General features: G+C 35.8%; 19 protein-coding genes. 17 read left to right on the top strand and 2 right to left on the bottom strand.

The genetic code is table 11. The features are described from left to right. The first annotated feature begins 161 nt into the window (after positions 1-161). The 17 genes from PHI38_RS06790 (at position 162) to PHI38_RS06870 (ending at position 10,729) form a co-directional block, all read left to right on the top strand. Positions 162-401 carry a hypothetical protein gene (locus tag PHI38_RS06790; protein ID WP_299854216.1) on the top strand — a complete coding sequence of 80 codons (240 nt, stop codon included), beginning with the start codon at positions 162-164 and terminating at the stop codon, positions 399-401. A 25-nt stretch (positions 402-426) separates the two neighbouring features. Further along, positions 427-1,269, top strand: coding sequence for a phage recombination protein Bet (bet, locus tag PHI38_RS06795; RefSeq protein WP_299854219.1), 843 nt, complete (start codon positions 427-429; stop codon positions 1,267-1,269). A 91-nt stretch (positions 1,270-1,360) separates the two neighbouring features. Then, the gene (locus PHI38_RS06800; RefSeq protein WP_299854221.1) at positions 1,361-2,386 is read left to right on the top strand and encodes a zincin-like metallopeptidase domain-containing protein; all 1,026 of its coding nucleotides are present in this window, start codon (positions 1,361-1,363) and stop codon (positions 2,384-2,386) included. A 12-nt stretch (positions 2,387-2,398) separates the two neighbouring features. Continuing rightward, positions 2,399-2,638: a hypothetical protein gene (locus tag PHI38_RS06805; RefSeq protein WP_299854224.1), complete on the top strand. Its 240-nt coding sequence runs from the start codon at positions 2,399-2,401 to the stop codon at positions 2,636-2,638. A gap of 2 nt (positions 2,639-2,640) precedes the next feature. Then, positions 2,641-3,030, top strand: coding sequence for a DUF6573 family protein (locus PHI38_RS06810; protein WP_299854227.1), 390 nt, complete (start codon positions 2,641-2,643; stop codon positions 3,028-3,030). A gap of 1 nt (position 3,031) precedes the next feature. Continuing rightward, complete coding sequence (locus tag PHI38_RS06815; RefSeq protein WP_299854230.1) at positions 3,032-3,226, top strand: hypothetical protein; 195 nt, start codon at positions 3,032-3,034, stop codon at positions 3,224-3,226. Between the two features lie 35 nt (positions 3,227-3,261). Continuing rightward, positions 3,262-3,501, top strand: a complete 240-nt coding sequence (locus PHI38_RS06820) for a hypothetical protein (RefSeq protein WP_299854233.1) — start codon at positions 3,262-3,264, stop codon at positions 3,499-3,501. A 25-nt stretch (positions 3,502-3,526) separates the two neighbouring features. Then, entirely contained in the window at positions 3,527-3,988 is a 462-nt protein-coding gene (locus PHI38_RS06825) for a hypothetical protein (RefSeq protein ID WP_299854235.1), read from the top strand. Further along, on the top strand, positions 3,976-4,851 hold the full coding sequence (locus PHI38_RS06830; RefSeq protein ID WP_299854238.1) for a hypothetical protein: 876 nt from the start codon (positions 3,976-3,978) through the stop codon (positions 4,849-4,851). The genes PHI38_RS06825 and PHI38_RS06830 overlap by 13 nt, the downstream gene beginning before the upstream one ends. Before the next feature lie 24 nt (positions 4,852-4,875). Beyond that, the gene (locus PHI38_RS06835; protein WP_299854240.1) at positions 4,876-6,018 is read left to right on the top strand and encodes a toprim domain-containing protein; all 1,143 of its coding nucleotides are present in this window, start codon (positions 4,876-4,878) and stop codon (positions 6,016-6,018) included. Positions 6,019-6,048: 30 nt separating this feature from the next. Continuing rightward, positions 6,049-6,588 carry a hypothetical protein gene (locus PHI38_RS06840; protein WP_299854242.1) on the top strand — a complete coding sequence of 180 codons (540 nt, stop codon included), beginning with the start codon at positions 6,049-6,051 and terminating at the stop codon, positions 6,586-6,588. Beyond that, complete coding sequence (locus PHI38_RS06845; protein WP_299854244.1) at positions 6,579-7,667, top strand: hypothetical protein; 1,089 nt, start codon at positions 6,579-6,581, stop codon at positions 7,665-7,667. Before PHI38_RS06840 ends, PHI38_RS06845 begins: the two co-directional genes overlap by 10 nt. A gap of 41 nt (positions 7,668-7,708) precedes the next feature. Beyond that, entirely contained in the window at positions 7,709-8,761 is a 1,053-nt protein-coding gene (locus tag PHI38_RS06850) for a DUF1351 domain-containing protein (RefSeq protein WP_299854245.1), read from the top strand. A 16-nt stretch (positions 8,762-8,777) separates the two neighbouring features. Next, positions 8,778-9,272: a hypothetical protein gene (locus PHI38_RS06855; protein WP_299854247.1), complete on the top strand. Its 495-nt coding sequence runs from the start codon at positions 8,778-8,780 to the stop codon at positions 9,270-9,272. 17 nt (positions 9,273-9,289) lie between these two features. Next, positions 9,290-9,790 (top strand): hypothetical protein, encoded by a 501-nt coding sequence (locus tag PHI38_RS06860; protein WP_299854249.1) that lies wholly within the window; start codon positions 9,290-9,292, stop codon positions 9,788-9,790. Between the two features lie 46 nt (positions 9,791-9,836). After that, positions 9,837-10,373: a hypothetical protein gene (locus tag PHI38_RS06865; RefSeq protein ID WP_299854252.1), complete on the top strand. Its 537-nt coding sequence runs from the start codon at positions 9,837-9,839 to the stop codon at positions 10,371-10,373. A gap of 209 nt (positions 10,374-10,582) precedes the next feature. Then, positions 10,583-10,729, top strand: coding sequence for a hypothetical protein (locus tag PHI38_RS06870; protein WP_299854254.1), 147 nt, complete (start codon positions 10,583-10,585; stop codon positions 10,727-10,729). Positions 10,730-10,836: 107 nt separating this feature from the next. On the opposite strand, the gene PHI38_RS06875 is transcribed toward PHI38_RS06870, so the two are convergent. Further along, a complete protein-coding gene (locus tag PHI38_RS06875; RefSeq protein ID WP_299854257.1) occupies positions 10,837-11,475 on the bottom strand; it encodes a DNA/RNA non-specific endonuclease in 639 nt (212 codons plus the stop codon). Beyond that, positions 11,472-11,627: helicase C-terminal domain-containing protein (locus PHI38_RS10280; protein WP_367182607.1), on the bottom strand; the 156-nt coding region annotated here is incomplete at its 5' end. The genes PHI38_RS10280 and PHI38_RS06875, both read right to left, overlap by 4 nt.

Below are 11,627 nucleotides of genomic sequence, written 5' to 3' on the forward strand. Positions count from 1 at the left end.
ATGGTTTAAAGCACGGACACGATTTATTTGATTGTACGAAGTGTGGATGCCACTATTCGGTTACTCAAGAGGGATTTAAAAAATATCCTATGCACGCTTGCTCTGATGTAAAAATGGCTTACGCTAAAAGCTTTGAAAAATAATGAAATGAGGAAATGAAAATGACTAGAAAACAGATGCAAGCCAACGCTAAAAAGTATATGGTGTCTCTTAAAAAAGACCTTGATCAAGAAATTGTAAGATTGATTGATAGTGGAGCGATAGATTTCGATTTAGAAGATCCAAGATCATTCGGAATGGTTAAAGCCATATGCAAAGCAGCAATGGAAAATGTAGCGGATAAGGTGTCTCACTTTAGCAGTGAAACAAAAAAAGATTATCTTAATCTTAAAAAATTCTAATCAAAAAATAAATGAGGAAATGAAAATGAAAAATGAAATGACAGTAAAAAATAGTAGTGGGAATGTGGCAGTTGTAGGTGAAAGATGGTTGAACGATCAAGAAATTGAATTTGTTAAAAAACAGTTTTTCCCACCTAACACTACGGATAATATGGAAGTTCAGTATTGTCTTGAAGTTGCTAAACAGTTTAATCTAAATCCAATCACGAAACAGATTTACTTTGTTCCAAGAAAGGCTCAAGATGAAAACAATGTATGGCACGAAAAGATAGAGCCTCTAGTTGGTAGAGATGGGTTTTTAGCAATTGCTCACAGAACTGGAGCTTTTGGCGGTATTGAGACAACATCAACACTTAAAGAAGTTCCTACGCTTGATAAAGGCCAATGGAAGATGAAAAAGGATCTTGTAGGAATTTGCAAGGTTTGGCGAACAGATAGTGAAATGCCTTTTGTTGTTGAAGTTGCATACGGTGAGTATGTACAAACCAAAAGAAACGGCGACCCTACAAAATTTTGGATGGATAAGCCAGATACTATGATCAAAAAGGTTGCAGAGTCACAAGCTCTACGAAAAGCCTTTAATATATCAGGATTATACTCTCCAGAAGAGGTTGGCGTTGGTATTGATGATAGAGGCAATGTTGCTATTGATGTTGAAACAGTTGATGCTTCAATTGATGTAAAAGCTGAAAATCAAAAACTCGTAGAGAATGAGATGGCAGCACTTACTCAATTAGGGCTTACTTGTGAGTTCAAAGATGGCTTTGTAAAAGTTGTTGGAAAAACTTACGGTAAAACTGAGCAGCTTAAAACACTTGGATATACTTATCACTCAAGTAAACAAATTTGGGTTAAAAAGTTATCTTAAATCTTCCACCCCCTTACTCTTAGCCAGCTCCTTGGGGCTTGGCTTTCTTTTTACAAAAATCAAAATTAAATGACAAAATGGAGAAATGAAAATGGCAAAATATAAAAAAAATAACAATGGAAATAAAATTAAAGACACACTTCACGATCTTGTACAACTTATGATCGATGAAATGGAAAATGGTACTGGTGAATGGGTTAAAAGTTGGTCGGCTCCTAATGGGTTCCCTCAAAATATGGTGTCTAAAAAACATTATAGAGGATTTAATTCGTTCCACTTATCAATGGTTGCTTCAAGAAAAGGTTATGTAGCACCTTATTGGCTTACTTTCAATCAAGTAAAAGATTTAGGAGGTATGGTTAAAAAGGGAGAAAAAGCTACGGACATCTTTTTTTATAAGTTCCTTGATAAATCTGAAAAAATCAAAGATGAAGAGACTGGAGAAGAGCTTGTTAATCTCAAGCATATACCGCTTCTTAGAATGTACAAGGTGTTTAACATCGAGCAGACTGAGGGCATAGAGTATGTACTTCCAGAAACAGAAATCAATGATAATGTACGCTATCAAAATACAGAGGATTTTATCCAATGTACTCAAGCGGACATAAGATACGGTGGAGATAGAGCTTTTTACAAACCATCTCAAGACTTTGTACAAGTGCCAGAAATCCAATTCTTTACTGACAGCGATAATTATTATGCAACGCTCTTACACGAGCTTACTCACTGGACTGGCCACGAAACAAGACTGGAGCGTGATAAACACAGTAAGTGGGGAGATAATACTTATGCTTTTGAAGAACTTATTGCGGAGCTTGGTGCAGTTTTCTTATGTTCTCACCTTGGTATTAGTATCGAGAAGAACAGACATCCAGAGTATTTACAAAGTTGGGTTAGATCATTAAGAGAAGATCCTCAAATACTTTGGAAAGCAGCATCAAAAGCTCAAGCAGCGTTCGACTTTATAGTTAATGCAGTTGAGGATAACTCAAAATATACTGTTTGGGTTGGAGGTACGGAAGTTACTGATCAATATTTGGATAAATCAAAAGCCGAAGAGATAGCTCAAAGCTATATCACAGATGGTTATGATGATGTTCAGATAGCAGTTGCATAAGAGAGGTGTGAAATGAATGGAATAAAAATATTACCGACTAAGCACTTTATTGAGAGACTTGGTGAAAGAGCGTTTGATTTATCAGTTATTGCAAAACTTCATATGGAGTTAGCAAAACAGCCTAATGCCAGAATACTTGAGGTATCTACTGGAAATGCAACGATTGTAGCTGAGATTAAAGACAATGGAGTAGTTAAGTTGATCACTGGTTGGATCGGAAATAGAAAAAATAAAATGGGAATGGAGAAATAAAAATGGAATGGGATGTAATTGACACATATACAAGAGCGGATGCAATAGAGGATGGTGTTTTAATCGATGTGACTGAAATGGCAAAAGAGGCTAAGATCAAGTATCCAGTCGCTTTAACTGAGGCAGTTTATGCAAAGATTGAGAATAAGCCAGACATTGAAGATATTGACGGACGAACTTGGGATGTGATATGGATGCTCAAATGTGCTATCACTGGAGCAATTCCATCAAAAAAAGTCGGCGAGAGTTTGATTTATTTCAAGCTAATACTCAATGACAGTAATGTTAATTATCAAAATTTCAAGCCTAAAGAGATTACTCTTAAAGCTTTGGTACACGGTGGTGATACTGGCGAGCCAGTTATTACTATTATGTTGCCAGAGGAGGATTGATATGGAAAGTGAAAGAGAAAATCAAAGGTATAAAGAGTGCGGACAGTTCAATGTTGCTCTTGACTATGTTTCATTTAAAGATGGAACTTATGAATGGCAAGTTAGCATAGAATGGACTGATGGTGCTCCAAGTACGGATATGGATTATAAAACTTATGATGAAGCTTTAGCGGAATATAACCGTTGGGGTTTTTAATCTTAATTAAAAAAATGATGAAATGGAGAAATGAAATGGATAAGAAACAGTTAAAAACAATCACTAAAGAATACGCAGAGTGCTATACAAAGCTTTTAAACAACGAGATAAAGAAGTTGATTGAAAGTGAAATGATAGAGACTGATATTGAATGGGAAAGAGCATACGAATTGCGAAGAGCAATAACTAGAGTCGCATTAGAAAATGTAACTTCTAGGATATGGGATTTTCGAGCAGGTGTTGAAGAAGATTATAAAAATCTTAAAAAACTGTAATTAAAATAAAATGGAGAAAATGAAAATGAAAAATGTAGAAACTTTTACACTGTTAGGACACGAGGTTAGCATAAATCCATCAATAGAGAATTTGAGTGGTGCTAAATATGACGATATTATCGAGCGTATTAATCAATCAATTCTCGATGGTGAGGATGCAGGTGATTTTGAGTCTTTTGGTACGAAATATGATTGGGAGATTTATCATTACCAACCAAGTCAAATATACACGGTAATCGTTTATGCAGTTTTTGGAGGAATTGATAATGTAGAGAGCTTTAGTTCTGAAACAGATGCGTATAAATACTTTTTCGATTGGGCTAATAATAACAATACGGAAAACTTAGTTTTTGATGATGTATCAAAAGCTTTGGAGTGGTTTAGAAACAACGAGTCAGAATTAGACTACACAATCGATTTCTTTGAACATAAAATAAATGATAAAAATGAAACGCTATCTACTGGAGGTGCATTATGCAAAGCGTAGTATCTTATCCAGATAGAGGAAAATGGGGAAAATCAAATTGGCGTGGTAATACATCTGGCCATATCATCGTTGATCTTATCGATCACTTCAAACCTCAACTTTTTGTAGATGTTTGTGAGGGGAGCGGTACTAGCGGTGAGGTGTGTCACGATATGGGTATCCAATATGTAGGTCTTGACTTACATAAGGGTAACGACTTTACGAGAGACTTTGTTCTCTCTCAGTTGCCTCGTCCTGCTGATATATGTTTTTCTCATCCACCTTATGCAAATATGATCCAGTATTCTGGAGCAGTATGGGGTAGTAATCCAATAGACGGTGATACTTCCTTATGTGGAGTCGATGAGTTCTTAGAGAAATCACAAGTGATGCTTTTGAACCAACGAGAAGCTACACGAGAGGGCGGTATTTATACAACGCTAATCGGTGATATGCGTAAAAATGGAGATTATAGATCGTTTCAAGCAGATTTTATTCAAATGATGCCAAAGAGCGAACTTTTAAATGTTGTGATAAAGGTACAACACAATATGATGAGTAGCAAAACTCAGTATAGTGGAGCTAGGTTTATACCTATTACACACGAGTACCTTTTAATTTGGAAAAAGACGGCTAAATCACTCTTTGCAGTGACTTGGGATAAAGCTAAAGAAATCAAGAGACAAATTGCAGCGACTTGGCGTTCCGCTATTCGTATTGCACTGATGAAACTTGGTGGAAGAGCAGCTCTCAAAGAAATTTATGCCGAAGTTGAACAAATTGCTCAAAATCTGATCAAAAACAATAACAACTGGCAAGCAAAAGTGAGACAGCAATTGCAATATCACTTTACCAGTGTTGAGAGAGGAGTATGGGCGGCATAAAAAATAAAAAATGGAGAAATGGAAATGGAAAAATATGATTTAGACAAATTAAATGAATTAGATATTGTCGAGGTGCTTGAGGCGATGGGTGCTAGACCATCAAAATCAAATAAGCTATTGCATTGTCCTAATACCGATGCTCATTCAAACGGAGATAAACATCCGTCTATGGGTTTTGAAAAAGGGAAAAATATATGCAAGTGTTTTGTGTGCGATTTAAGTGGTAATCCAGTAACCGTTGCAACTAAGCACTTTAATGATTTCAAAAAAGCTTGTGAGTTTCTACACGAAACTTTTGGGATACCATATCTTAGCGGCGAAGTATCTCACCAGTCACACAAGCGAATACAACCACGAAAACCAAAAGAAAAGCAATATTGGAGCTTTGATAGCAAAAAGAGATTTTCAAAGGTACTTATTAAGGATTTTCTCCCTAAATACCCTAATATGAGTGAATTACAAAGATTAAAGCTTATTTATACTTTTGTATATCGGTTCAGTTTAACTACTGATCAGAGAGGTAAGTTGTCTTGGTATAGCTCAAGGGGATTAAGTGGTAGCAAGTTTTTAGAGTATCTTGGGTTTCTCTCAAAAAGCGACATCGATAGTTTGGTGGAGCAGCTATTAAAATACTTTTCATTAGAAGAGTTACAAAGATTGAAATTGCTTGACCTCGTAGGTGGGTGGAAGTATGGCTACAATGTAGTTGTAGTGCCTTCCTTTGATTTATATAGCGATATGGTAGAGGGCTTTATGCTCAGATACACAGATAATCGTCCTAAAGGAAAAGAAGTAAATGTGTCTTGCACAGATATAGCTTTTCCAGTACCTTTTGGGCTTGGGAGAAAAACACTTCAACAGTGTAAAACTCTTTGGCTTACTGAGGGGCATATAGATGGTTTATCAATTGCTACTCAAAGCGAGTGTTTCGTATCTTTTGCAGGTACTTACTCTTATAAAGAGGAGATGCTCGGTTTATTGAGAGGGAAAACGGTAGTCGTTGCATACGATAAGGATAAAGCAGGCCAAGAGGCTCAAACGGTTCTTATTGAACGATTACAAAAAGCTGGAGTAAATTACAAAATAGCGAGTTGGGATGCCAAAAATGGTGAGGATCTAAACGACTTGTTAAAAAATGCAAAATTGCAAACGATCCAATTAGTCTAAAAAAATAAATGTAAAAATGGAGAAATGAAAATGAAAAATGTAGTAAATGAAACAATAGAAACATCAAGTCAGTTATTTGAACTGGTAGATTTTGGTGCGGCGTTAAAACCGTTAGAAAGAACACATCCTCAGAGTTGTGATTGTGGTGGTTATGGCTATATGCAAATTGACTATCTTGAGAGCGATTATGACGGAGTTTTTCCTACAAAATCAAGCTGGACTAAATATGCCAACTCAGTTGATGCAGATGGTGCTTCATATATCTTATCTAAGATGCTTGGAGGCTCTAAAAAGCTAAAAGGTGACATCGGTTATTGTCAAGTTGAAAGGGAAGCGTGGTACGAAGATAATTGTACTATGAATTTTAAAGAACCAATCAAAATGGTAGTAGGCGGTTATAGATCTGGTGAGGGTAAATGGATAGACATTATCGAGGAAGTAGATTACATTCAAGGTGAAATCACTTATGAGTGGTTATGGTCAAGAGGCGATACAAAAGCTTCGGCTATTGAAATCTACTTACACATTAAAGATTATGGTAAAGCTGATGGAGGTGTGAAATGTGCGTAATGGAAAATGAGCTAATCGGAAAAAAAGTAAAACTCACAGAAGAGTTTGCTAGAGAATATTACTATGACAGACCTTATGTAGATAAGATTTTAACAGTTGTTGATCTGATACTTTCATACAAAGAAGATGACATCAAAAAAGAGTTTGGGTACAACAGAGTTGTTTTAAAAGACGAGGATGGAACTACCTATGATGATGACATTGAAGAGTGGGGAGTAGAAGAAGTCGAAATGACAGAGACAACTTTTGAAGTTTGTCCGCATTGTGAAGATGAGATAGAGCTAAAGTCTCAATTTGAGGCTCAGGTTTGTCCGTCTTGCAATACCATTATATTACCGTGCTCTATATGCCCTGTAAATGATAATTGTCTAAATTGTCCGCTTTCAAATCACGATGTAGAAGAGGTTTACAATAAGCATTTTAACAAGATGCTTGAGGGAACTGGATATACAGCTTGCTTTGTTGAAACATCGGAACTTTACGGTGAAGATGATGATGAAGTAGATGAGGACGATCCTTATTATATGATGCCTATGTATGAGGCTCATATTGAAGATGAGAACGAGGACGAGATAGATGACACTTGGACTGGTAGATATTGCGAAGCTGCATCCGTAGCCGAGGAACTTGAAGCCTTTATAAGTGAATTATTGGAGCAGAAAGAGGATAGTAGTGATGAGGGAGATAAACAAATCATAGGAATACAAGATGTTGAAAGTTCACAAGCTTTTGAAATTGTTGAAGAGCTTATTAAATTTAACTCTGGAAGATTGATACATTTTGATCAAAAGAGTGCTTTAGTTCTTTGGTATCACATAAGAAAAAACGAGTATATCGTTCACAATGTGTACAAAGGATTAGATAAATGGGTTCTGGAGAACGGCAACTATCTTGATGATGCAGACGATGCGATGTTGGCTTTTCTTAAAAGAAAAGGTAAAAAATTAAGCATATCTGTAAGCTTCTCGGAGGAGGACATTGAGGATTTACGAAGTGGATCTTTATTCAAATGGACTTATCCAGATAGTAGTGGTATTGAGGTAGATGTTGAGCTTTATCAAGACGATGAAGAAGCTTAGAAAAACGCAAAAAAATTAAATGATGAAATGAGGAAATGAAAATGACAAAGATAATGAACCCAGAAAAAGATGTACAAGATGTACAATTAGTGTTAGATGTAAAAACAACTTTACCAGTTATTGCCTCAAATTTTGAGACAATCAAAAAGCAATTAACTGATGGATTGAAAAAATATGACTTGACTGTCGATGAAAGTGGTGTTAAAGCTGCTAAATCAATGGCAACTGAGATCAATGCGTTAAGCAAACAAATTGATACCCTTAGAAAAGACAAAGTTAGAGAGCTATCGGCTCCTATCAAAGACTTTGAGGAAAAAGCTAAAGAGCTTGTTTCAATTTGCCAACAATCAAGAACCAACTTGTTAGATCAAGTAAAAGTTTTTGAAGATAAGCAAAGAGAAGAGTGCTCAAAACTACTTCAATCGGAACTTTCATATCAATACAATCGTTTTGGCGTTAAAGCTGAGTTCCAAACTGTTACAGTTGAGGATTTAGCAATTTTATCACACCTCAACAAAACTGGCCTTGCTAAAAAAGCGGTCGATGCAGTTGAGGAGAGAGTATTAGATGTTAAAAGGTTTCAGGAGAAGATAGAGCAAAGGCTTTTATCTCTTGAGGGTTATTGTTTAAAAAGTGGTTTAGCGGCCGCTTTTACTCCAGAGCATATCAATCATTTTTTAATGGTAGGTAGCGATGAAGAGTATGAGAAAAAACTAAATACTTTGATAGAAAAAGAATTGTCTCGTCAAGAGATAATGAGAAAAGCTATTGAAGAAAAAGCTAGAAAAGAGATGGTAAGTGAACCTCAACCAGTTATCAAGGAAGAACCAAAAGAGCAACCAAAATTAGCTCAAGATGGCCAACCGATGATCGAGGTTCAACCTATTTCAATTCAAAACCAAACTCAAGCTACTACAACTCAAAATAGCAATAGCGGTTCGACTACTGGAAACATTAGAAGATACACCGTTACGGCAACTTTTGAAATTGAAGTTGATGAGAGATTGGAGCAAAAACTAGAGGCTATGCTTCTTAAAAAGTTTGAGCAGGCTTGCTTTAAAACAATGCCAGAAATTCAAGTTGTAAAACACTAATGGGGAGAATGAAGAAATGAAAAATTTAGTAAAAATAAACGATGAAAAGCTTAAAAAGTACCAAGACTTATTTTTTTGGGCAGGAAAGGTCGCAGGAAGATTGATATTAAAAAACAAAGGAACACACGGCAACCTAGTTACCGCAGTTTCATTGTTTGAACAACATTATGCTAACTCAGATTTTGGGTTTCATAATCCAGAAAATAGACAGACTCCTTTGGCTCCTCTCATAGAACTACTTATTGAGAAAAATCTTGATGAATGGGATATATATGAGTCTTGCAAGCAGTTTTTTTATGATGTTGTGTTTGATGTGGCTAGAAAAGAAAAACTAAATATTAAGTACAACTGGATAATAGGAGAACATTGCCTTTATGGTACTAATATGAATGGTGAATTAAGAGATGGTAGTTATTCTAACTATCTCTCTTACCTTTTAAAGAATGGCTTTACTGGAGAGGATTTAAAAAACTCGATAGTTATCGTTGATTATAAAAATTATGAATATTAAAAATGGAGAAATGTAAAATGACTTATGAAAACTTAATCGGAAAAATCGATAGTGAGAAAACTGGAATAGCCAAAGGTTATGATATTAGTTTTCTTCAAGATGTATGTTGTTATAGAAATAACGGTGAAAAAATCTTTGATAATTTAGTTGCCAAAGATCTGGAATTGTTTAGCTCTATTGAAGCGGCACTTTTAAAAAGAAACGAACCACAAGAGGGTGATTTTGTTGAATATGCGGACGGTAAGTTTGCAAGGATTTCAGTAAACCATCGTAATGGAACTTTTCAACTTTCTAATAAGATTGGAGTGTATGTTTCAGAGGGCGGATACGCACAAGCTAGTGGATGCACTTGGGATTATGAACTTGATGACATCGAACGAGAGAGATTGTTATTTGATAATCTCACACCTACATCAAAAACGATGAAAGGTCATTGTTGGATGTTTAGTGGTGGAGACTCAGGCGGTCGCAGAGGTGTTTATTATGACATCCAGTTTAGAGTTTGGCTACTTGGTTAAGTTAAAAAAATATATGTAAATGGAGGAAATGAAAATGAGCCAAATAATGAATTGGGCGGGCAATCTTATTGATCCGTTCAACCTCAAAGAAGAGGATTTTGAAAACGCAGGTATGCAAGCAGCAGTTACACTTTCACGAGTGCAACGCTTTTGGGGGCAACTTAGAGAACCTTACACGGTAGCTCAACACTGTTTATCTTTAGTTGAATACTTTGACGGAGATAAAGAGTTGCAGGCAATCGCTATCTCTCACGAGATTTACGAGGCAATGGGCTTAGGAGATATTCCTACTCCAGTAAAGAAAATGTTGCCGCAGGTTAAAAATGCAGAAAACCAAGCACTCGAAATGTTTGCGAAGTTGTACAATCTGGATCACAACAAGTTTCATACTGAAATAATTAAAAGTGCTGATAAAGGACTTATGGTTATGGAAGCGAGAGCACTTATGCCAAAAAATCCATCCTTTAGTTGGGAGGAACAATACGGCTCTCCAGTTGGAAAACTCTACAAACTTGGAGCTACTGAAATGGAAGTCAAAAGAGACTTTCTTTTGAAGTGGCAGGAGTTGTTTGGTAGGCTTTAAAATCAAATAAAATGTGAAATGATTTTGAATTATTAATGCCCCTCTTGGTAGGGGGCTACTTTTATACTCATAGGCGAATACTCCAAGGCTATTTTATAGCTTCAAGCCTATAAGTTTTTATATTTTTTTGTTTCCCGATGTGAGGCCACTTGAGTGTTCGGTTTTGAATGTTCAAGTAACCTCACATCAAACAAAAGGAGACAAGAAAGATGCAAATATTTAATGTGGTTATTGAAATATCAAGAGGATTAGTTATAGATAGTGTTTATGCAACAAATGAGCAGGGTGCTCTAGCTGCGGTTATTAAAAAACATTCAATTTATGACTATTACTCAAGTGCCGTTACGGCACTATGATAGTTTATATAAAATGGTTAGAGAGGGTTTAACCCTCTTTTTTTCTTTTAAAGTTCTTTATGTAGTTAATAGAGGGTTTTAAAAGGGAAAAATTAAATCCTTGCAGCTTAGTTGCTACAAGGAATTTGATGAGCTTTCAAAGAGAGAATTGGATCGGGTTCGTTTTTGTAATAAAAACATTTCTTGTAATTTTTCTCATCGTTATAAATAATCTTATAAAATCCACTCGGAACGGCAACTCTATTTTTACCAATAGTTTGCGTACTACCTCTATAATCAACTAAATTTATTACGGATGCAGAGCCAAGATCATAAGCTACTTTACGCTCAAGCTTTTCGGCAGCTATCCAAGCCTTGCGATTAAGTTGTGGATATTGAGGGGAAATGTTCGCCATAGAGTAGGTTTTCACTTGAGATTTTTCACTCCAGTCAAAACTTGCATCGTTCGCCAAGTGTCCTCTATCAAATCCACTATGAGAGTAATCTTGATGTTTTGCTCTATACTGGATTGGGATATTTTTCTCACTATAAAACTTTGGTCGCTCTTTGATATTGCCTTTGTTCACCAGCTGGCCGTCTAAATCATACCATACGGCTAAAGCACCTTTGTACTTATACAAGTAACATATTTGATACACTTGTTTATCCACAACTTGATCACAGTTTTTTAAGTCTATAAAATCTTTAATGCTTGTTGCATAAACAATGTTTGTAAGTAATAGAAAAATTACAATCGCATATCTCATTCTTCATCTCCTTTTGTAGATATTTTTTCGAGAAAAAATCTAACTTTTTTTTCTACATTTTCTGGCCGTGTTTTAAGTTTACTATCTAAAATGTAAATATCTCCTCGATCTTCTGGATCTCTTATTAATCTACCAATAGACTGTCGAAATGC

The organism is Sulfurimonas sp. (genome assembly GCF_028694895.1).
GTDB lineage: Bacteria > Campylobacterota > Campylobacteria > Campylobacterales > Sulfurimonadaceae > Sulfurimonas.

Excerpts from the sequence above, each read along its gene's own strand:
- PHI38_RS06790 (WP_299854216.1), top strand. The coding sequence starts at position 162 with ATGACTAGAAAACAGATGCAAGCCAACGCTAAAAAGTATATGGTGTCT.
- bet (WP_299854219.1), top strand. The coding sequence starts at position 427 with ATGAAAAATGAAATGACAGTAAAAAATAGTAGTGGGAATGTGGCAGTT.
- PHI38_RS06800 (WP_299854221.1), top strand. The coding sequence starts at position 1,361 with ATGGCAAAATATAAAAAAAATAACAATGGAAATAAAATTAAAGACACA.
- PHI38_RS06805 (WP_299854224.1), top strand. The coding sequence starts at position 2,399 with ATGAATGGAATAAAAATATTACCGACTAAGCACTTTATTGAGAGACTT.
- PHI38_RS06810 (WP_299854227.1), top strand. The coding sequence starts at position 2,641 with ATGGAATGGGATGTAATTGACACATATACAAGAGCGGATGCAATAGAG.
- PHI38_RS06815 (WP_299854230.1), top strand. The coding sequence starts at position 3,032 with ATGGAAAGTGAAAGAGAAAATCAAAGGTATAAAGAGTGCGGACAGTTC.
- PHI38_RS06820 (WP_299854233.1), top strand. The coding sequence starts at position 3,262 with ATGGATAAGAAACAGTTAAAAACAATCACTAAAGAATACGCAGAGTGC.
- PHI38_RS06825 (WP_299854235.1), top strand. The coding sequence starts at position 3,527 with ATGAAAAATGTAGAAACTTTTACACTGTTAGGACACGAGGTTAGCATA.
- PHI38_RS06830 (WP_299854238.1), top strand. The coding sequence starts at position 3,976 with ATGCAAAGCGTAGTATCTTATCCAGATAGAGGAAAATGGGGAAAATCA.
- PHI38_RS06835 (WP_299854240.1), top strand. The coding sequence starts at position 4,876 with ATGGAAAAATATGATTTAGACAAATTAAATGAATTAGATATTGTCGAG.
- PHI38_RS06840 (WP_299854242.1), top strand. The coding sequence starts at position 6,049 with ATGAAAAATGTAGTAAATGAAACAATAGAAACATCAAGTCAGTTATTT.
- PHI38_RS06845 (WP_299854244.1), top strand. The coding sequence starts at position 6,579 with ATGTGCGTAATGGAAAATGAGCTAATCGGAAAAAAAGTAAAACTCACA.
- PHI38_RS06850 (WP_299854245.1), top strand. The coding sequence starts at position 7,709 with ATGACAAAGATAATGAACCCAGAAAAAGATGTACAAGATGTACAATTA.
- PHI38_RS06855 (WP_299854247.1), top strand. The coding sequence starts at position 8,778 with ATGAAAAATTTAGTAAAAATAAACGATGAAAAGCTTAAAAAGTACCAA.
- PHI38_RS06860 (WP_299854249.1), top strand. The coding sequence starts at position 9,290 with ATGACTTATGAAAACTTAATCGGAAAAATCGATAGTGAGAAAACTGGA.
- PHI38_RS06865 (WP_299854252.1), top strand. The coding sequence starts at position 9,837 with ATGAATTGGGCGGGCAATCTTATTGATCCGTTCAACCTCAAAGAAGAG.
- PHI38_RS06870 (WP_299854254.1), top strand. The coding sequence starts at position 10,583 with ATGCAAATATTTAATGTGGTTATTGAAATATCAAGAGGATTAGTTATA.
- PHI38_RS06875 (WP_299854257.1), bottom strand. The coding sequence starts at position 11,475 with ATGAGATATGCGATTGTAATTTTTCTATTACTTACAAACATTGTTTAT.